Origin of the sequence: Janthinobacterium sp. HH102 (assembly GCF_001758625.2) — a bacterium.
Lineage (GTDB): Bacteria > Pseudomonadota > Gammaproteobacteria > Burkholderiales > Burkholderiaceae_D > Janthinobacterium.
The window spans coordinates 2,114,245-2,133,858 of the sequence record NZ_CP062062.1 but is presented as its reverse complement, the minus strand read 5'-3'; the positions used below and the strand labels follow the sequence as shown (position 1 = coordinate 2,133,858).

Genomic DNA, 19,614 nt, shown 5'->3' with positions numbered 1-19,614 from the left:
AATCTGACGTGCAAAGCAGCGGTGCTCTTCCAGCATTGAAATGGGGTCAGGGTCAAGTCCGGCACCCATACATGATTTCAGCCTTGACCATCTCTATCTGCAACAAGTTGCGCTTTATCAAATACCGATATTGCTCGATTCACTGCCATCCCCATACCTCCCCGGCGTCCCCCCCATCACGCGCTTGAACATGGCGATGAAGGCGCTGACGTTGTCGTAGCCCAAGTCCAGCGCAATCGTCGTGACGGGCTGGCCGGCGGCTAATAGTTCCAGCGCGCGCAGGATGCGGGCGCGCTGGCGCCAGGCGGAGGGCGTAAAGCCCGTCTCGATCGTGAATCGGCGCGCCAGGGTGCGCGGCGAGACGCCGGCCCAGGCGGCCAGTGCTTCCACGCCACGCTCGTCGGCCAGGTCGTCAAGCACGGCGCGCGCCACGCGCAGCAGGCGTGGGTCCGTGGGTAGGGGCAAGCCGAAGGATTCGTGCGGCGCGGCGGCGATCTCGTCGAGGATCACGCCCGCCACCCGGGCCTGCCGCGCATCCAGTGCGTCCAGCGCGCCCTCGTCCCAAGTGCTGGCGCGGCCCACCGCCTCGCGCAGCAAGCCCGAGACGCGCATCACGCACGGCGCGGCGGGTAAGCCGGCGCAGCTGGCCTCGTCCACATACACGCTCCAGCCCGCAAACGGGCCGTGCGAACGCAGCGCGTGGACGTGATGGGGCGGCACCCACACGCAGTGGCTAGCCGGCACCACCCAATGTCCGCTGTCGGCCGTAACGGAGAGCAAGCCCCGCATGGCGCCGAACAGCTGGCCGCTGGCATGGCGGTGCGCCGCCGTCACCCTTTCCTGCGGCTGGACAATGCGCATGGCGCGCAGCGGCGGTGCTGGCGGCAAGATTGGCGGATTTGACGTATCGAATGACATAAACAAGGCAGGCAAGACAATCCGGCCATCATACAGTGAAGTCTTTCCAACCTTCAGGAGTTCAGCATGCGTGCAGAAGACGTCTTACCCGATCAACAAAACCAGGGCCAGTTCAATGGCGTCACCGTGCGCAAAGGCACGGTGGGCGCTTTTCTCGCCAATGCCCGACTGTGGCTGGACGACGCCAGCAGCATCGAGGACAAGGCCATCGCCGAGCGCGACATTGTCGACTCCCAGCCCGCCCTGCACGCGCTGGGACTGTTCGAGATCCTGCAGGTGCGCGATGCGGCGCTGCGCGAACTGGTGTCCATCGCAACGGAGTAAGCGGCCAACGGCTCGTCCCCGGCGCGCATTTCCTCTATCATGCTGCTTTGCCCGCCTTCGCACCCGCCATGCCGTTTACCATTGCCGCCCCCGTCCACAGCGAACTGATCATCAAGAAAAGCCGTTTCATCGGTTGCGTGCAGCCGATGACGGACCGCGCCAGCGCGCAGCAGGTGGTCAATGAGTTGCGGGCGCAGCATCCGGGCGCCTGCCATGTGTGCTGGGCGCTGCTGGCGGGCGGGCAATCGGCGGCCGTCGACGATGGCGAACCGAGCGGCACGGCCGGGCGGCCCATGCTCGACGTGCTGCGCCATCAGGACCTCGAAGGCGTGCTGGCGACTGTCGTGCGCTATTTTGGCGGCATCAAGCTCGGTGCGGGCGGCCTGGTGCGCGCCTACACGGACAGCGTGGCGCAAGCATTATTGCAGGCGGAAAAGACGGCCATCGTGCGCCAGCGCACCCTGCGCTGCACGGTACCGTATGCGATGGAAGGCATGCTGCGCCGCGAACTCGATGGCGCCGGCGCCACCCTGCTGAACGTGGCGCACGGGGAAGACGTGCTGTTCGACTTCAGCCTGCCTGAAACGGCGGCCACCGCCCTGCTCGCCCATCTGCATGAGGCGGGCAATGGGCGGATAGCCTGGCTGAAGGCAGAAGCCGAAGAGGAAGAATAAACCCTACAGGTCGCGCGGCCGCTTGATCTGCAACAAGATGAAATGCGTCCACGCCAGCGCCGGCAGCACCAGCAACAGCAGCATCAGTCCGGCCGGCATGTCCGGCACGAAACGTACGAAGCAGGCAAGGAAGCCGGCGATGGCCAGCCAGAAGCGCCAGTTGAATGCATAGGCCTTGCGCGCCACCGTCGCCAGCGCGATGCGCCAGAATTCCAGCAAGGCCCACAGGCCGCCCGTCAGCAGCAGCGCGGCCAGCGCATTGGCGCCGGGGGCGTCGGCCCAGGTACGCACCAGGTTGTACAGCAGCAGGGGATAGCCGGCCGTGATGGCCAGCGTGGCGGGGCCGGCGGCGATGACAGCTTCAAACAGCTGCCCTTTGGAACGATGATCCACTAAACCGTGCTCCTCAAGCCACGACGCCCGAATGGGCGGCGATCACTTGCAGCGCGCCGGCCGCATCCTGCGCCCACACGCGCGTAAAACGGAAGTCGCCATGCGTTTCCACGTCGTGATACTTGCCCGTCAGCTGCATGCGCACGGAGACCACGGCCACGTTGCCGTTGATGCGCACATGGAGCTCGGACGCGCGCAAGTCCGTGATGGCCAGCAGGCGTTGCTCGTGCGCGGCCAGGTCCGCATGCTTGCTCAGCAGATGACCCAGGTGATTGGTAAACAGTAGCTCGTCGGCCAGCAAGACATTCAGCGCGGCCACGTCGGAGGCCATCATGGCCAGGCGCAAGCGCTCTTCCGCATCCAGCACTTGTACTTCCGTTAAAGCATTCATTTTTTTCCTTATTAAAATCACGCGCGCATATTAACAAACGGGAAAACCATGCTGGCACGAAATAGCCAATTTCACAATCATCCTGAAGGCTTATGCCTGTGGAGCATATTTATATAGCGTAATATTCGCAGCAGTATCGCGTAAAACACCCCCATAGTACTGTACAGTGCTTGCCCTTTCGCCCCAGGCTGGGGCAGCAATGACTTGTAGTAAAGTGCTCTCCGCAGTCCCGAATAAAACCAAGATAAGGCCCCTTCATGGCAATTAACATCATTCTGAACCTGCTCGTTGCGCTGATCGTCTTCGCCTTCATGTTCCACCAGCAACGCAAACACGCGACGTTCACCGTGCGCGTCTTCACGGGCCTGGGCCTGGGCGTGCTGCTGGGCGCGGCCGTGCAGTGGCTGTACGGCGCCGGCTCGCCCGTCATCGCGGGTACCAATGAATACATCGACATCGTCGGCAGCGGCTACGTCAAACTGCTGCAGATGATCATCATGCCGCTGATCATGGTCTCCATCATCTCCGCCATTTTAAAGCTCAAGGATGCGAGTTCCCTGGGCAAGATCAGCGCGCTGACCATCGGCACCCTGCTCATTACCACCACGATCGCCGCCGCGCTGGGCATTTTGATGGCCAAGCTGTTCGGCCTGACGGCAGTAGGCCTGACCTCGAGCGCGGCCGAAGTGGCGCGCGGCGTGCAGCTGCAAGGCTCGCTGGAAACGGCGAAAGCCCTGTCCTTGCCGAAACTGCTGGTCAGCTTCGTGCCGACCAACCCCTTCCTCGACATGACGGGCGCGCGCAAGACGTCGACCATCGCCGTGGTCGTGTTCTCGATCTTCATCGGCATCTCGGCCACGGGCATCGCGGCGAAAAAGCCGGAAATTTTCGCCTCCTTCGAGCACTTCATGAAAGTGGCGCACGCCATCGTCATGCGCATGGTCACCCTGGTGCTGCGCCTGACGCCGTACGGCGTGTTCGCGCTGATGTTTGAAGTGGTGGCATCGTCGAGCTACACCGACATCTTGAAATTGATCAACTTCGTCGTCGCCTCGTACAGCGCGCTGATATTGATGTTCCTCGTGCACCTGGCCATCATCGCCGGCGTGGGCCTGAATCCGCTACGCTTCGTGAAAAAAGTCTTCCCCGTGCTGGCCTTCGCCTTTACCTCGCGCACCAGCGCCGGTTCGATCCCGATGAGCGTGCAGACGCAAACCCAGCGCCTGGGCACGCCGGAAGGCATCGCCAACTTCGCCGCCTCGTTCGGCTCGACCATCGGCCAGAATGGCTGCGCCGGCATCTATCCGGCCATGCTCGCCGTCATGATCGCCCCCACCGTCGGCGTCGATCCGTTCACCATCAGCTTCCTGCTGCCCTTGCTGGCCATCATCACCATCGGTTCCGTCGGCGTGGCCGGCGTGGGCGGCGGCGCCACGTTTGCCGCCCTGATCGTGCTGTCGGCGATGGACTTGCCCGTCGCGCTGGCCGGCTTGCTGATCTCCGTCGAACCGCTGATCGACATGGGCCGCACGGCCCTGAACGTGAGCGGCTCGATCACGGCCGGCACCGTCACCAGCCGGGTCATGGGCGAAACCGACCTGGCCGTCTACAACAGCGACGACGCGCCGGACCTGGATGAGGCGGAACACGCCGCCTAAAAGCCCAACGAGTTGCGCGCCGCGCCTTGCCGCTTTCGTCTATATTGGATCGCAATCAATACGGAGGAAGGCGCAAGGCGATGGAACAGAAATGGCCGCAACAAATCTGGATCGTGCGTCACGGCCAAAGTGCCGGCAACGTGGCGCGCGATGCCGCCGAAGCGGAAAAACAGTTATTAATCGCCATCGCCGAGCGCGATGTCGACGTCCCCCTCTCCGAGCTTGGCGCGCGCCAGGCGCAAGCCCTCGGCGACTGGTTCGCCACCCTCCCCCCTGAACAACAACCGACCGTCGTGCTGTATTCGCCCTACGTGCGGGCCCAGCAGACGGCGCAAGCCGTGCTGGCGCGCATCGATGCCGACAGCTTGGGCGCCGTGGTGGCCGACGAGCGCCTGCGCGAAAAGGAATTCGGCATCCTCGACCGCCTGACCGTGCACGGCATCGCCAGCAAGTACCCGGAATTGCACGAACAGCGCCAGCACGTCGGCAAGTTTTATTTCCGCCCGCCGGGCGGCGAAAGCTGGTGCGACGTCATCCTGCGCCTGCGCAGCGTGCTCGACACCATCACCCGCGAATACCGGGGCGAACGGGTGCTGATCGTCGGCCACCAGGTCATCGTCAATTGCTTCCGCTACCTGCTCGAGCGCTGCGACGAGCACGCCATCCTGGCCATCGACAAGGCGGCCGACGTGCCCAATTGCGGCGTCACCTCGTATGCCTTCAATCCCGCCCTGGGCAGACACGGCAAGCTGCAGCTGGACCTGTGCAACTTCGTCGCGCCGCTGGAAGCGGCCGGCACACCCGTCACGGCGCAGCCCGACATGCCGGCTGCGCCGAAATCCTGATCCTTCGGAGCTCATCCATGGACGCCATCGACATCACGCCCTCCCTGCTGCGCTCCTGGCCCCTGCCCATGCCCCAGCCCGATGGCGACAAGGAAGTGCGCGGCCATCTGCTGATCGTCGCCGGCTCGGAAGAAATGCCGGGCGCCATTGTGCTGGCAGCCACGGCCGCCCTGCGCGCGGGCGCGGGCAAACTGACCCTGGCGACGGGCGCGTCGGTGGCGGCGCAAGTGGCCGTCGCCATGCCCGAAGCGCGGGTCATCGGCCTGGACGAAACGGCGCAGGGCGGCTTCCGCCACGAGGCGCGCCACCAGCTGGCGCCGCTGGCCGGCAAGGTCGATGCCGTGCTCGTCGGGCCCGGCATGTGCGACACAGCCGCCAGCTGCGAGCTGATGCGCCACCTGCTGCCCCTGTTTTCCGGCAGCCGGCTGATCCTCGACGCCTGCGCCATGCAGGTCGTGCGCCAGCCGCCGCAGTTCCATTTTGAGCAGCCCGTGCTGCTGACGCCGCACGCAGGCGAGCTGGCCCAGCTGATGGGCCTGTCGAAGGATGCCGTGCTGGCCGACCCGCATGCCTGCGCCGTGGACGCGGCGCGGCGCTGGCATGCCATCGTCGCGCTGAAAGGCGCGCTGACCGTCATCGCCATGCCCGATGGCAGCACCTGGACGCATGCGGGCGGCAATATCGGCCTGGCCATTTCCGGTTCCGGCGACACCCTGGCCGGCATCATCACGGGCCTGGCCGCGCGCGGCGCACCGTTGGAGCAAGCGTGCGCCTGGGGCATCGCCCTGCATGCGCTGGCGGGCGAGCAACTGGCCTTGCGCTTCGGCATCCTCGGCTACCTGGCGCGCGAAATCCCGGCCGAGATTCCCGCCCTGCTGCGCAATCTGGCGGCATAAAAACAACAGCATAAGCATATCCAGAAAGAATCGTTAGCCTGGGCAACGGTCTCCCTTAAGCTCATTCAACTGTTTCCAGATGACTAAGTTTAAAGGACACCGCCTTGCATCCGCGCCATTCATACGCCTCCCCATCCATTCCCGCCACGCAGTTGCGCGCCATCGTGCTGGCCTGCGCCATGCTGGGCGCCGCACCCGCCTGGGCCCAGGCTGATGACACCGCCACCGGTGCCGCCACGCCAGCCGGCGCCAGCATCGACCAGGTCACCGTCGTCGGTTCGCGCGCGCGCAACCGCACCGTATTCGACAGCAGCGTGCCCATCGACCGCTTCGGCGCGCGTGAAGTGAGCAATGCGCTGGCCTCGGGCGACGTGGGCGCGGCCCTGCAAAACCTGTCGCCGTCGATCAACTTCCCACGCATTGAATCGAGCGGCGCGTCGGACTCCGTGCGCGGCATCCAGTTGCGGGGACTCGCGCCCGACCAGGTGCTGGTGCTGATCAACGGCAAGCGCCGCCACACGAGCGCCGTGCTGGACACGGAAAGCAGCTTTGCCGGCACCGTGCCGGTCGACATCAACGCCATTCCACCGAACGCCATCGACCACATCGAAATCCTGCGCGACGGCGCCGGCGCCCAGTACGGCAGCGACGCCGTGGCGGGCGTCATCAACATCGTGCTGAAAAAGGCGCGCACGGGCGGCGCCGCCTCCGTCAGCTACGGCGCCAACCACACGCATTTCGAGCCCACCGATCAAACCCTGACGGATGGCCAGACCGTCATCGTCAACGCCGACTATGGCGTGCCGCTGGGCGATACGGGCTATTTCCGCTTCGGCGCGGAAACGCGGCGCCGCTCGCCCACGGAACGGGCCGGCCCCAGCGACGCGGGCTGGACGTCCTACAACTTCACGCCGGCCGACCAGGCGCTCGACGGCAAGGTGGTGTTCAAGTCGGGCGACTCGCGCCAGCGCAACAACTATTTGTTCTACAACACCCAGCTCACCCTGGCCAGCGGCCTCGACCTGTACTCGTTTGCCACCCTCAACGAACGCACATCGGACGGCAGCGCCTACTTCCGCTATCCGGGCGACCCGTCGAACGTGCCGGCCCTGTATCCGCACGGCTACCGCCCCGTCACCAACGGCGACAAGCGCGACCTCAGCATCGTTGCCGGCGTGCGCGGCAGCGCGGGCGCGTGGAACTGGGACGCCAGCGCGCGCCACGGCAGCGACCGCTTTGACTACGGCGTGAGCCACTCCGTCAATGCTTCGCTGGGCGCGGCCAGCCCCACGCGTTTCAATCTGGCCGGTTTCGACTTCCGCCAGAATGCCCTGAACCTGGACGCCACGCGGACTATCGATATCGGCTTGCCCGCCCCCTTGAACGTGGCCGTGGGCGCCGAGTGGATGCGCGAAACCTACACCAGCTCGGCCGGCGATGCTGCCTCGTATGCGGCCGGCAGCTTCACCGATGCGCCACCGGGCGCGCAGGCGGGACCGGGCCTGCGTCCATCGGACGCCTACGACGGCAGCCGGCAAATCCGCTCCGTGTATGCGGATGTGGAAAGCGACCTCACGCCGCGCCTGCTGGTGGGCGCCGCCGCCCGCTATTCCGACTACAGCGACTTCGGCAGCGCCAGCACGGGCAAGTTGTCCACGCGCTATAAAGTCGCGGACAATTTTCTTGTGCGCGGCTCGCTGTCGAACAGCTTCCGCGCACCGGCCCTTGTGCAGACGGGTTTCCGCTTCGCCACCTTGAACTTCAACGCCGATGGCACGGCCCTGCAAACAGCGGCCCTGCTGCCGGCCAGCGACCCGCTGGCGCGCAGCTTCGGCGCACAACAGCTGAAACCGGAAAAATCGACCAACGTCTCGCTGGGCCTGGCCTGGAAACCGGCGACCGCCACCAGCGTGACGGTGGATGCCTACGTGATCCGCATCCGCGACCGCATCACGCGTTCGAGCGACTTGCAAAGCGACGCCGTCACGGCCTACCTGGCCGCGAATGGCCGCGACGATATCCAGTCCGTGGCCTACCTGGCCAACTTGCTCGACACGCGTACCAAAGGCCTGGACGTGGTACTGAACCACGACCTGGCCTTCACGTCAGGCAAGCTGAACCTGAATGCGGCCCTGAACCTGAACAAGACCAGTCTCGACAAGGTGCGCCAAAGTTCCGCTGCATTGAGCAGCATCGATCCGAGTCTGACCCTGCTGACGGAGACGAGTTTGTTCCGTATCAAACATGCGTCGCCCACCAGCAAAGTGATCCTCGGTGCCGACTGGCAGGCGGCAGGCTGGGGCGTACAGGCGCGCGCCACGCGCTTTGGCGAACTGAAAGATTTTTCGTACGACAGCGATGCGCCCCTGATCGACGGCATTCCCGCGCAGCGCTTCGGCGCCGTCTGGTCGCTGGACCTGGAAGGGCAATTGAAACTGAGCAAGCAACTGACGGTGAGCGTGGGCGGCAACAATATCCTCGACCGCTATCCGCAGCGCGTGCGGGAAACGAACAACGCCACGTATGGCGGCGCCCTGCCCTACAATTTCATCAACCCCATCGGCGTCAATGGCGCCTACTTTTACGCTAAATTAAGCTACACGTTCTGACACGGACAAGGATAAATCATGATCATCAAACGAATCTCCCATCTCGTCGCCGGTGCCTGCCTGAGCGCCCTCCTGCTGTCCAGTGCCCAGGCTGCCGCGCCGCTGGTGCTGATGACGGACTTCGGCACGGCCGACGGCGCCGTGTCCGCCATGCATGGCGTCGCCTATGGCGTCGATCCCCAGCTCACCATTTCGGACCTGACGCACCAGATTCCCGACTACGACATCTGGCTGGGCGCCTACCGTTTGTACCAGACGGCCAATTACTGGCCGCAAGGCACGGTGTTTGTTTCCGTCATCGACCCGGGCGTGGGCACGGCGCGCAAGTCGGTGGTGCTGAAAACCAAGGGTGGCCGCTACTTCGTGGGGCCGGACAACGGCCTGTTCACGTTGATCGCCGAGCGCGACGGCGTGGCCGAACTGCGTGAAATCGATGAAAAAGTCAACCGCCTGGCGGGCTCCGCCGAGTCCTACACTTTCCATGGCCGCGACGTGTACGCGTACGTGGGCGCGCGCCTGGCCTCGGGCGCCATCACCTACGAACAGGTGGGCCCGTCATTGCCTAGCGCATCCGTGGTCAAGATCGCGTACCAAAAACCCGTACGCGACGGCAATACCATCCGCGGCATCGTGCCCGTGCTCGATGTGAAATATGGCAATGTCTGGACGAATATCCCGAAATCGCTGCTCGACGAATTGCAGGTGAAGCTGCACGATCCGCTGCAAGTACGCATCCTGCACAAGGGCAAGCAAGTGGCCAAGGTCACGGCGCCGTTCGAGCACACGTTTGGCGGCGTCGCCAAAGGCAAGCCGCTGGTTTACCTGAACAGCCTGCTCGACGTGGCCGTGGCCATCAGCCAGGGCGACTTCGCCGCCAAACACCACGTCGAGTCAGGCGTAGATTGGGAAGTGGAAGTGAGCAAGGCCCCTGCCGTCAAATAAAGCCCTCGCCCGCGGCCGGGACGTCCTGTCCTGGCCCTTTCTTTCTCGTTCACGTGGCGCGTTTGCGCCATATCAAAACGGATCGCCGCTCCTACTGCCGATAGCCGTTGATTTGTAAATCCGGTGAACCTGTGCGCACCTGCCCACTCTAATTTTTTGCAAGCGATGCCAGCCTTGCTACGACGGCCTGCCCGCACCGTGGCAGGCAGTTGGCAAGGTATGACTACCCACGACAGCTTTCCAACGAGAAAGGAACAATCATGACGGCCCCACTCCCTAGCACCAGCAAGCTTGTCCTCGGCACCGCCATCGTCTGCGCGCTGCTGGGCGGCTGCAACAAGCATAACGAAACCACCACCGCCCCGGCCACGCCAGCTACGCCCGCCACCACGCCCGGCACGGGCGGCAGCGGCACCTCGGGTACCAGCGGCACCACCACGCCGGACACCACCACGCCCGCTACCCCATCCGTTGCACCGGGCACGACCACCAATCCCGACGGCACGACCACGCCGCCGACCACCACGCCCAACACGACGCCGGGTACCGGCACCGGTAACGGGACAGGGACAGGAACTGGCACAGGGGGCGGGACGGGCACAGGGACCGGCACCACCCCACCACGCGGCAGCTAAATACCGCCTGCGCTCCGCCCCGACGGCCGGCCGGGCTGCAAGCCCGTAGCAGAATACGCAACAAAGAGCCTTCCGATGAAGGCTCTTTTTATTGCAGAGCGCAACAATCTCGCAGCCACCGCGCCTCAGTGGGCCGGAACCGCCTTGCCAGCCCCCCGTGCGCTCAGCGCCTGGTGGTCCGCCGCCAGGAACAGATACATGGCGGGCACCACGAACAGGGTAAACAAGGTGCCAATGGACAGGCCCGTGAAAATCACCAGCCCCATCGCGTGGCGCCCGGCCGCGCCCGCGCCCGAGGCGATCACCAGGGGCAGCACGCCAAACACCATGGCGGCCGTCGTCATCAGGATGGGGCGCAGGCGCACGGCGGCCGCCTCCTCGACGGCCTCGCGCTTGCTCTTGCCTGTCTTTTGCAGCTGATTGGCCACTTCCACGATCAGGATGCCATGCTTGCTGATCAGGCCCATCAGGGTCACCAGGCCCACCTCCGTGTAGATATTGATCGACGCAAAGCCGAGGAAGATGAACATGGTGGCGCCAAACAGGGCCAGCGGCACGGAAACGAGGATCACGACGGGGTCGCGGAAACTCTCGAACTGCGCCGCCAGCGCCAGGAAGACGATCACCACGGCAAACAGCATGGTGACGATGAAGCCGCCCGATTCCTGCACGAACTGGCGCGACTGGCCCGCATAATCAGCCGTGTAGCCGCTGGGCGCCACCTGGGCCAGTGTGTCGCGCATGAAGCCCAGCACCTCGCCCTGCGAGGCGCCGGACACGCCGGAAAGCGTCACGGAATTGAGTTGCTGGAAGCGGTTGATCGACTCGGGCACGACGTCGTACTGGATATGCGCGACGGTACTGGCCGGTATCATCGTGCCGCTGGGCGTCTTGATGTGGAAATCCAGCACGGCCGACGGGTTCAGGCGGTCCACCTGCAGCACCTGCGGGATCACTTTATACGAACGCCCGGCGATGGAAAAGTAATTGACGTAGTTGCCGCCAAGAGCAGCGCCCAGTGCCTGCCCCACATCCTGCTGCGTCATGCCGAGCGCGGCGACACTGTCGCGGTCGATCACGACTGTCGCTTGCGGCTTGTCGATTTTCAAGTCCGTATCGATGAAATAGAACTTGCCCGATGAGCGCGCCTTCTCCAGCACCTGCTGCGCAATGGCATCGAGATTTTCAAACGGCTCCGTGGTAGAGATAACGAACTGCACGGGCAAGCCCGAAGAGCCCGGCAAGGCGGGAAACTGGAAGGCGGCCACGCGGGCGCCGGCGATCTTGTTCCAGCCCGCCTGCAAGTCTTGCTGCACTTCCTTGGCGCTGCGCGTGCGCTCGTTCCACGGCGTCATCAGCATGCCGCCAAAACCCGAGTTGACCGTCGGCACGCCCGTGATCTGGAACATCTGGCTGTATTCGGGCATGGCCTTGGCCACCTGGTAGATTTGCTCCGCATACACTTGCATCTGGTCCGACGTGGCCGTCGGGTCGCCCACCACCTGCGACAGCACGACGCCCTGGTCTTCCTCGGGAGCCAGCTCGGACTGCGACATCTTGAACATCAGCCCCAGCACCACCATCAATAGCGCCGCCATGACGATGAGCACCACCCAGGTGTCGAGCAGCGCATGCAGCAGGCGCTGGTACGTGTCGTGCACCTTGCCGAAGACGCGGTCGATGGCTTGCACGAAGCGGCCGCTATCCTGTTCCGGACGGAAAAAGCGCGAACACATCATGGGCGACAGGGTCAGGGCCACGATGCCCGACACGGCCACGGCGCCGGCCAGGGTGAAGGCGAATTCCGTGAACAGCGCACCCGTCAGGCCGCCCTGGAATCCGATGGGCACGTACACGGCGATGAGCACCACCGTCATGGCCAGAATCGGACTGCCCAGTTCGCGCGCCGCCAGCAGGCTCGCTTCCAGCGGCGGCTGGCCCTGCTTCATGTGGCGGTCCACGTTTTCCACCACGATGATGGCGTCGTCGACCACCAGGCCGATGGCCAGCACGATGGCCAGCAAGGTCAGCAAGTTAATGGAATAGCCGAGCGCCAGCATGGCCGTAAACGTGCCGATCAGCGATAGCGGCATGGCGATCACGGGCACGATCACGGCCCGCAGGCTGCCCAGGAACAGATAGATGACGATGGTGACGATCAGCAGCGCCTCGACCAGGGTCTTGATGACCTCCCTGATGGAGGTATTGATGAAGAACGTCGAGTCGTACACGATCTCCCCCGTCAGCCCGGCCGGCAGCTGGGACTGGATATCGGGAAAGCTGGCGCGCACGCGCTTGGCCACGTCGAGGATATTGGCTTCCGGCGCCACCTTGATGCCGATGAAGACGGAGCGCACGCCGCTGAAGGCCACGTTGAAATCATAGTTTTCCGAGCCCAGCACGACGGTGGCCAAGTCTTCCAGCCGCACGATGGAGTCGCCGCTGCGCTTGACGACAAGCTTCCTGAATTCCTCGACCGAATGCAGGTCCGTGCCCGCCGTCAGGGGAACGGTCACCATCTGCCCCTTGCTGGACCCCAGCGCGGCCAGATAATTGTTATTGCCCAGGGCAGTGCTGACCTCGGCCGCCGTCACGCCGAACGCGGCCATCTTGTCCGCATCGAGCCAAGCGCGCAGCGCGAACAGGCGCGCGCCCAGCAGTTCCGCCGTCTGCACGCCGCTGATGGAATCGAGCTTGGGCTTGACCACGCGGCTCAGGTAATCCGTCACATTATTCGTCGGCAAGGTCTTGCTGTAAAAGCCCAGGTACATCGCGTCCGTCGTCTGCCCCATCTGCACCGTCAGCACGGGCGTCTGCGCCTGGGCGGGCAGCTGGTTCTTCACGGAACTGACCTGGGTGTTAATTTCCGTCAAAGCCCGGTTCGCGTCGTAATTGAGGCGCAGGGTGGCCGTGATGGTGGACACGCCGCTGCTGCTCGACGAAGACAGGTAATCGATGCCCTGCGCCTGGGCGATGGCCGATTCCAGCGGCTGCGTAATGAAACCGGCCACCGTCTGCGCGTCGGCGCCGTAATAGGTGGTCGAGATCGTCACGACGGCGTTCTGCGTCTTCGGATACTGGTTGATGGGCAGGCTGAACAGGGAGCGCAAGCCCAGCACCACCAGCAGCAGGCTCACCACCATCGCCAGCACGGGCCGGCGGATAAAGAGATCGGTGAAGTTCATGGCGGCGCCTCAATGTTCTTGCGGCGTGGGCTGCGGATTGTTGCGCGGCTCGACGACGTTGCTGATCACCACGGGACTACCGTTCTTGAGCTTGATCTGCCCGCTGGTGACGACTTGCTGCCCCTCGGTGAGCCCCGTCAGCACGGCCACCTGGTCGCCGCGCGTTTCGCCCGTCGTGACGAACACTTGCCGCACCACCAGCTCGCCCGCCTTCGGCGGTGAGGCGGCGGGAGCGGCGCCGCCCGGCGCGGCGGCCTTGGGCGCCTGCTGCGCCGGCTGCACGACGAAGACGGTGGAACCATACGGGTTGTAGGTGATCGCCGTCTGCGGCAAAGTCAGGTACTGTTTCTTTTCTCCCACCTCCACCTTGACGTTGGCAAACATGCCCGGCAACAACTGCCGCTGGGGATTGGCCACCGTGGCCTCCACCTGCACATTGCGCGTGGCCGGGTCGACCTTGGAACTGATGGCGCTGACCTTGCCCGCAAACGCCGTGTTCGCATGCGCATCGCTGGACAGGTTCAGCACCTGTCCCACCTGCAGCCCGCCCAGCTGCTTTTGCGGAATATAAAAGTCCACATAGATGGGATCGATGGTTTGCAAGGTGACGATTTTGTCGCCGGGATTCAAATACTGGCCCGGGTTGACCGTGGTGATGCCGAGCTTGCCCGCGAACGGCGCGCGGATGGTCTTCTTCTCCACCAGCGCCGCCTGCTGGGCCGCCAGTGCCTGCTTGCTTTTCAGGTCGGCCACGTCGTTGTCGACCTGCGCCTGGCTGATCGCCTGCACGGCAAATTGCTGGCGGTCGCGCGCCAGCACGGACGCGGCCAGTTCGGCCGCCGCCTCCAGGGCGCGCAGCTGCGCCAGGTCGGCATCGGCATTCAGCTGCAGCAGCACTTGCCCCGCCTTCACTTCCTGGCCGGACTTGAAATGGATGGATCTGACGAGGCCGGCGATTTCGCTCGTCACGTCGACGCCGCGCACGGCCACCAGGGTGCCCACGGACGCCAGGTGCGGCTGCCACTCGACCTTGCGGATGACGGTCGCCGACACCGTTTCCGGCGCGGGCTTGGGCGAACTGGCCATGAGCTGGCGGATGTGCAGGAAAAATCCCAGCGCCAGCAGGGCAATCAACAGCACCACCGCCCCCAGCATGATGAGCATGCGTTTCGTGCGTTTCGTCATGGATACGCTCCTTGTTGTTGCTTGCGGCTGCCATTGCGCGTGTCGTGTTGCAAGACCTTGCCTTGCCAGCCCGTCAGTCTGCCGCCATGGAAACGGCCTGCAACGCAGGACGGTTCCACCAGCCGCCGCCCAGCGCCTGGAACAGCGCTGCGCTATCGGCATAGCGGGCCGCCTGCGCCTGTACCAGCCCCACCCTGGCCTGCTGGTAGGTGCGCTGGGCGTCCAGCAGGCTCAGGTAGCTGATGGCGCCCAGCTTGAATTGCTGCGTACTCAGCGCCAGCGATTCGCTGGCCAGCGCCTCCACCTCGGCTTGCTGCTGCAAGGCGGCGGCATCGGCCTCGAGGGCGCGCAAGCTGTCCGCCACATTCTGGAAGGCGGCCAGCACGGTGGCGCGGTAATCGGCCGCCGCGCCCTCGTAGGCGGCGATGGCGGCACGCCGCTGGGCGCGCAATGCGCCCCCATTGAAAATAGGCTGTGCCAGCCCGGCCGCCACGCCCCACACGGCAGAACTGGCGTGCAGCAGCGCGGGAACGCTGGTGGCCAGCGCGCCGGCATTGCCCGTCAGGGTGAACTGGGGATACATGGCTGCCGTGGCGACGCCGATCTGCGCGCTGGCTTGCTGCAGCAGCGCTTCGCTGGCGCGGATGTCGGGACGCTGGCGCACCAGGGCCGACGGCAGGGAGACGGGCAAGTCCTGCGGCAGGCGCAGCGACGCCAGATCGAATTCAGGCATGCCGGGCTCGCTGGGCAAGCGGCCCGCATACACGGACAGCTGGTGGCGCGTCAGGGCCAGCGCCTTTTCCAGCGGCGGCACGCTGGCCCGCGTCTGCGCCACCGTGTTGCGCTGGACCAGCACCGTAGCGCGGCCGATGGCGCCGAAGCGCAATTGCTGCTCGATCAGGTCCAGCTGCTTTTGCTGCGCGTCGAGTATTTCGCCGGTGGCCTGCAGCTGGGCGCGCAACGACGCTTCGCGGATGGCCGCCGTCACCAGGTTGGCCGTCAGGGCCAGGTACACGGCTTCGAGCTGATACTGCCGATAGTCGACCAGCGCTCGCAAGCCCTCCAGCTGGCGCTTGTTGCCGCCGAATACATCCAGCGCATACGACACATTCACCGAGGCATTGTACAAATTGAGGACGCCGCCTGCCCCTTCCAGGCTGCTGTTTTTTTCGCGGCTGACGCCCAGCCGGGCGCCCACTTCGGGATACAGCAGGCGGCCGGACAGGGTGCGGTAGTTTTCATCGGCCTGGCGCAGGGCCGCCTGGGCCGACGCCAGGCCCGGACTGCGCGCGAGGGCGCCGCGCACGAGCTGGTCCAGCGCCGGCGACTGGAACAGCGACCACCATTGCGCGGGAATATCCTGGCCCGGCACGAAGCGCTGCGCCTGGCCGGCGGGACCAGGGGCGGCCACGGTGTGCGCCGGCAACGGTGCCGGCGTGTAGCGGTCGCCGCCGGGGGCGGCGGGAGGCCGGAAGTCCGGCCCGACGGCGCAAGCGGCCAGCAGGCATGCCATGAGGATGCCGAGTATGGGCTGCCGGATGCTGAAGAACATGGTGCTGGTCCGTTACGTTGCCGTGCCACATTGCCGTTGAAAAATATCGCAAAAGTATCGCGATACCAGGCTGGCGATCCTGCCCACCCGTCCTACGATTGTAGAGCACCGGACGTAAAAAGAGCCTTCCGAAGAAGGCTCTTTGACCTGGCACAAGGATTGCGCAGCCGAGGCTGCCTAACTTACTTTTGCAGGCTGACCGACGCCGCTTTCGGCGCGCGGCGTCCCATCAGGAACAGCACGGCCTTCTTCAGCATGCGGTAGACGAAGCGCACCATCAGCAGGGTCAGCACGCATTCGATCAGGGTCAATATCATGGCCACGACCACGGGCATGCGCGCGGCGCGGCGGTGGAACTTGGCCACGGCGCCATCGCGGGCGATTTCGATGCTGTCATAGAAGGTCGGCACGACCAGCAGGGTCAGAATCGTCGAGGTGATGGTGCCGCCGATGATGGCGATCGCCAATGGACGGTAGAACTCGCCACCCTCGCCCAGGCCCAGCGCCACGGGGAACATGCCGGCGATCAGCGCGAACGTCGTCATCAGGATGGGGCGCAGACGCATGCGGCCCGCATACATGAGCGCATCTTCGCGGCCATGGCCTTCTTCCTCGCGCTTGCGCGCCGCGTCGAGCAGCAGGATGGCGTTCTTGGCGACCAGGCCCATCAGCATGATGATGCCGATAAAGCTCATCAGGTTGAGGGTGTTGTTCGTGATCACCAGCGCCACCACCACGCCGATCAGACTGAGCGGCAAGGACATCATCACGGCCACCGGCGCCGTGAAGGAACCGAACTGCATCACCAGGATCAAATACATCAGGCCGATACCCATCACCAGCGCGATCAGCATTTCCGTGAACAGCTCCTGCTGGTCCTGGCCGGCGCCGCCCAGCGCCAGGCCGTAGCCGGGCGGGAAGTCGATGGAGTTGGCCAGCTTCATGGCGTCGCTCGTCACTTCGCCATTCGAACGGCCCTGCGCATTGGCCGACACGGTGATCGTGCGCTTGCCATTCTTGTGCTCGATACCGGACGGGCCCTTGCCCATGGTAATGGTGGCGATCTGGTCGAGCGGCACCATTTGCGAGGTGCCCGTCACGCTGATCGGCAGGCGCTCGATGTTTTCCGATGCCACGCGGTCGTCGGGATGCAGGCGCACGGCCACGTCGCGCGTTTCGCCCGTCGGATCGACCCAGTCGCCCACTTCCACGCCGGCAAAGGCCACGCGCAACGATTGCGCCGCATCATTGACGGAAATGCCCATCGAGTTGGCCAGACCGCGGTTGAGCTCGATCTGCAGCTCGTTCTTCGGGTCCTGCTCGGACAAGCCCACGTCGACGGCGCCGGGAATGGCGCGCAGCTTGTCCATGTAGGCGTTGGTAATTTCCATCAGTTTACGCGAATCGGGACCGGTGAATTCCACCTGGATCGGCTTTTGCGAACCGTTGCTCAAGTCGTCCTGCACCACGTATTCGGCGCCCACCAGGCGCGACATCTTCTCGCGCAGCTCGACGGCGATTTCCTTGGCCGAACGCTTGCGCGTGTTGCGCTTGCCGATATCGACATACACACGGCCGCCGCCCGCATTGATGGAGCTGTTGGTATCCTTGGTTTCAGGCAAGGTGCGCGCCAGCACGGCCGCCGCTTCCAGTTTCAGACGCGAATACTCGATGCTGCTCGACGATGGCGTGCGCACATTGATCATCAGATTGCCCGAATCGGATGCAGGCAAGAAACTCGTGCCGCCGTGCGTGATGTGCAGGGCGATGGCGCCCGCCAGGCTGATGACGGCGATGAAGGCCATCCAGCGGCGGTGGTGCAGGGCCCAGGCGATCACGCGGCCATAGCGGTCGGCCTGATGGTCGAACCAGTGGTTGAATTTATCGAGCACACGGCCGATGCCTTTTTTCGGCGCCGAGTGTTCCTCGACCGGATCGCCCCAGTAGGCCGACAGCATCGGGTCGAGCGTAAACGAAATGCCCAGGCTGACCAGCACCGAGCACGTCACCGTCAAGGCAAACGGACGGAACCATTCGCCCGAGATCCCCGGCATGAAGGCCACGGGAATGAAGACGGCAATGATCGAGAAGGTCGTGGCGGCCACTGCCATGCCGATCTCGGCCGTACCTTCCAGCGCGGCCGTGCGGCGGTCCTTGCCCATCTGCATGTGGCGCACGATGTTTTCACGCACGACGATGGCGTCATCGATCAGCACGCCGATGGCCAGCGACAGGCCCAGCAGGGTCATGAAGTTCAGGGTAAAGCCGCACAGCCACACGGCGATGAAGGCGGCAATCACGGACGTGGGCAGGCTCAGCGCCGTGATCAGGGTCGAACGCCACGAGTTCAGGAAGGCGTAGACGACGAAAATCGTCAGCACGGCGCCCAGGACCAGCGATTCGATCACATTGTTCAAGCTATGCTGGGCGTTTTCGCCGCCATCGCGCGTCACTTGCAACAAGGTGCCTTTCGGCAAAGTCTTGTTGATGTCCGCCACCATGTCGCGGATCTTGTTGGCCACGCTGACGGTGGACGCGTCGCGCACGCGGGTGATCGAAATGCCCACGTTGGGCTTGCCGCTGCGCATGCTCAGGCTGTTGACTTCGGCAAAGCCGTCCTCGATGGTGGCCACTTGGGCCAGGCGCACGATTTCCTCGCCGCGGCGCTTGATCACCACTTTCTCGAAGTCGCTTGGCGACTCGATGCGGCCCACGAGGCGGATGCTTTTCTCGTCCAGGGTGCCGCGCACCTTGCCGACGGGGGCATTCGTGTTCTGGTTGCGCAGGGCGGTGACGACGTCGCTGACGGACACATTGTATTCACGCAATTTTTCCGCCCGCAACAGCACGGACAGTTCGCGCTTGAGCGAGCCACCCACGTTGACCAGCGCCACGCCATCGACGGTGCGGAAGCGGTCCGACAGCACGTCCTCGGCCAGGCGCGAAATTTCCGCATGGCTTTGCGAGTTCGACGACAGCGCCAGCTGCATGATCGGCTCGGCAGCCGGGTCGATGCGCTGCAGGATAGGCTCGCGCATTTCCGTCGGCAACTTGTAGCGCACGGCGGCAATCGCATTGCGGATATTGTCGGACGCTTCGATCAAATTGGTATTGAAGGAAAACTTCAGGAAGATGCTGGCCGCACCTTCATTTGAATCGCTGTTGACTTCGGTCACGCCGGAAATGCTTTGCAGCGACTTTTCCAGGCGGTTCACTACTTCTCGCTCGACCGTGTCGGGCGATGCGCCAGGGTAAGGAATGCTGACGACGATGAACGGCACTTCGACGTCCGGATTCTGGTTGACGCGCAGTTTCTTGAGCGCCAGCAAGCCGACGCACATCATCGCCAGGATCAGGACAATGGTGGCGGTGGGCCGCTTGATACTGAAATCGGAAAGGAACATGGC

General features: G+C 64.4%; 15 protein-coding genes. 8 read left to right on the top strand and 7 right to left on the bottom strand.

What is annotated here, in order from left to right:
- Positions 1-117 precede the first annotated feature (117 nt).
- Positions 118-861, bottom strand: a complete 744-nt coding sequence (locus JAB4_RS09700) for a helix-turn-helix transcriptional regulator (protein ID WP_227742168.1) — start codon at positions 859-861, stop codon at positions 118-120.
- Between the two features lie 123 nt (positions 862-984).
- On the opposite strand from JAB4_RS09700, the gene JAB4_RS09695 reads away from it, so the two are divergent.
- Both JAB4_RS09695 and JAB4_RS09690 read left to right on the top strand, forming a co-directional pair.
- Complete coding sequence (locus JAB4_RS09695) at positions 985-1,242, top strand: hypothetical protein (protein ID WP_070224689.1); 258 nt, start codon at positions 985-987, stop codon at positions 1,240-1,242.
- 68 nt (positions 1,243-1,310) lie between these two features.
- Entirely contained in the window at positions 1,311-1,916 is a 606-nt protein-coding gene (locus JAB4_RS09690; RefSeq protein ID WP_070224690.1) for a YigZ family protein, read from the top strand.
- A gap of 3 nt (positions 1,917-1,919) precedes the next feature.
- Here the strand turns inward: JAB4_RS09690 and JAB4_RS09685 are convergent, their stop codons facing one another.
- Positions 1,920-2,309: a hypothetical protein gene (locus tag JAB4_RS09685; protein WP_070224691.1), complete on the bottom strand. Its 390-nt coding sequence runs from the start codon at positions 2,307-2,309 to the stop codon at positions 1,920-1,922.
- 13 nt (positions 2,310-2,322) lie between these two features.
- The gene (locus JAB4_RS09680; RefSeq protein WP_070224692.1) at positions 2,323-2,700 is read right to left on the bottom strand and encodes a nuclear transport factor 2 family protein; all 378 of its coding nucleotides are present in this window, start codon (positions 2,698-2,700) and stop codon (positions 2,323-2,325) included.
- Positions 2,701-2,957: 257 nt separating this feature from the next.
- Here JAB4_RS09680 and JAB4_RS09675 point away from each other — a divergent pair, with 257 nt between their 5' ends.
- From JAB4_RS09675 to JAB4_RS09650, 6 genes are all read left to right on the top strand, one after another.
- A complete protein-coding gene (locus tag JAB4_RS09675; protein WP_070224693.1) occupies positions 2,958-4,358 on the top strand; it encodes a cation:dicarboxylase symporter family transporter in 1,401 nt (466 codons plus the stop codon).
- An 80-nt stretch (positions 4,359-4,438) separates the two neighbouring features.
- Positions 4,439-5,203, top strand: a complete 765-nt coding sequence (locus tag JAB4_RS09670) for a histidine phosphatase family protein (RefSeq protein WP_070224694.1) — start codon at positions 4,439-4,441, stop codon at positions 5,201-5,203.
- Positions 5,204-5,220: 17 nt separating this feature from the next.
- Positions 5,221-6,099: an NAD(P)H-hydrate dehydratase gene (locus tag JAB4_RS09665; RefSeq protein WP_070224695.1), complete on the top strand. Its 879-nt coding sequence runs from the start codon at positions 5,221-5,223 to the stop codon at positions 6,097-6,099.
- A 104-nt stretch (positions 6,100-6,203) separates the two neighbouring features.
- Positions 6,204-8,708 carry a TonB-dependent receptor gene (locus JAB4_RS09660; RefSeq protein WP_227742131.1) on the top strand — a complete coding sequence of 835 codons (2,505 nt, stop codon included), beginning with the start codon at positions 6,204-6,206 and terminating at the stop codon, positions 8,706-8,708.
- Between the two features lie 18 nt (positions 8,709-8,726).
- Positions 8,727-9,650 (top strand): S-adenosyl-l-methionine hydroxide adenosyltransferase family protein, encoded by a 924-nt coding sequence (locus tag JAB4_RS09655; protein ID WP_139143833.1) that lies wholly within the window; start codon positions 8,727-8,729, stop codon positions 9,648-9,650.
- A gap of 260 nt (positions 9,651-9,910) precedes the next feature.
- Entirely contained in the window at positions 9,911-10,285 is a 375-nt protein-coding gene (locus JAB4_RS09650; protein WP_175444823.1) for a hypothetical protein, read from the top strand.
- A 125-nt stretch (positions 10,286-10,410) separates the two neighbouring features.
- Here the strand turns inward: JAB4_RS09650 and JAB4_RS09645 are convergent, their stop codons facing one another.
- The 4 genes from JAB4_RS09645 to JAB4_RS09630 form a co-directional block, all read right to left on the bottom strand.
- Complete coding sequence (locus tag JAB4_RS09645) at positions 10,411-13,470, bottom strand: efflux RND transporter permease subunit (protein ID WP_070224697.1); 3,060 nt, start codon at positions 13,468-13,470, stop codon at positions 10,411-10,413.
- 9 nt (positions 13,471-13,479) lie between these two features.
- Positions 13,480-14,655 (bottom strand): efflux RND transporter periplasmic adaptor subunit, encoded by a 1,176-nt coding sequence (locus tag JAB4_RS09640; RefSeq protein ID WP_070224698.1) that lies wholly within the window; start codon positions 14,653-14,655, stop codon positions 13,480-13,482.
- 73 nt (positions 14,656-14,728) lie between these two features.
- Positions 14,729-16,207 (bottom strand): efflux transporter outer membrane subunit, encoded by a 1,479-nt coding sequence (locus JAB4_RS09635; RefSeq protein WP_070224699.1) that lies wholly within the window; start codon positions 16,205-16,207, stop codon positions 14,729-14,731.
- Between the two features lie 182 nt (positions 16,208-16,389).
- The gene (locus tag JAB4_RS09630) at positions 16,390-19,611 is read right to left on the bottom strand and encodes an efflux RND transporter permease subunit (protein WP_070224700.1); all 3,222 of its coding nucleotides are present in this window, start codon (positions 19,609-19,611) and stop codon (positions 16,390-16,392) included.
- Positions 19,612-19,614: the final 3 nt, after the last annotated feature.

What these genes read in the sequence shown, in the direction of transcription:
- JAB4_RS09700 (WP_227742168.1), bottom strand. Translation starts at nt 861, where the DNA reads ATGCGCATTGTCCAGCCGCAGGAAAGGGTGACGGCGGCGCACCGCCAT.
- JAB4_RS09695 (WP_070224689.1), top strand. Translation starts at nt 985, where the DNA reads ATGCGTGCAGAAGACGTCTTACCCGATCAACAAAACCAGGGCCAGTTC.
- JAB4_RS09690 (WP_070224690.1), top strand. Translation starts at nt 1,311, where the DNA reads ATGCCGTTTACCATTGCCGCCCCCGTCCACAGCGAACTGATCATCAAG.
- JAB4_RS09680 (WP_070224692.1), bottom strand. Translation starts at nt 2,700, where the DNA reads ATGAATGCTTTAACGGAAGTACAAGTGCTGGATGCGGAAGAGCGCTTG.
- JAB4_RS09675 (WP_070224693.1), top strand. Translation starts at nt 2,958, where the DNA reads ATGGCAATTAACATCATTCTGAACCTGCTCGTTGCGCTGATCGTCTTC.
- JAB4_RS09670 (WP_070224694.1), top strand. Translation starts at nt 4,439, where the DNA reads ATGGAACAGAAATGGCCGCAACAAATCTGGATCGTGCGTCACGGCCAA.
- JAB4_RS09665 (WP_070224695.1), top strand. Translation starts at nt 5,221, where the DNA reads ATGGACGCCATCGACATCACGCCCTCCCTGCTGCGCTCCTGGCCCCTG.
- JAB4_RS09655 (WP_139143833.1), top strand. Translation starts at nt 8,727, where the DNA reads ATGATCATCAAACGAATCTCCCATCTCGTCGCCGGTGCCTGCCTGAGC.
- JAB4_RS09650 (WP_175444823.1), top strand. Translation starts at nt 9,911, where the DNA reads ATGACGGCCCCACTCCCTAGCACCAGCAAGCTTGTCCTCGGCACCGCC.
- JAB4_RS09645 (WP_070224697.1), bottom strand. Translation starts at nt 13,470, where the DNA reads ATGAACTTCACCGATCTCTTTATCCGCCGGCCCGTGCTGGCGATGGTG.
- JAB4_RS09640 (WP_070224698.1), bottom strand. Translation starts at nt 14,655, where the DNA reads ATGACGAAACGCACGAAACGCATGCTCATCATGCTGGGGGCGGTGGTG.
- JAB4_RS09635 (WP_070224699.1), bottom strand. Translation starts at nt 16,207, where the DNA reads ATGTTCTTCAGCATCCGGCAGCCCATACTCGGCATCCTCATGGCATGC.
- JAB4_RS09630 (WP_070224700.1), bottom strand. Translation starts at nt 19,611, where the DNA reads ATGTTCCTTTCCGATTTCAGTATCAAGCGGCCCACCGCCACCATTGTC.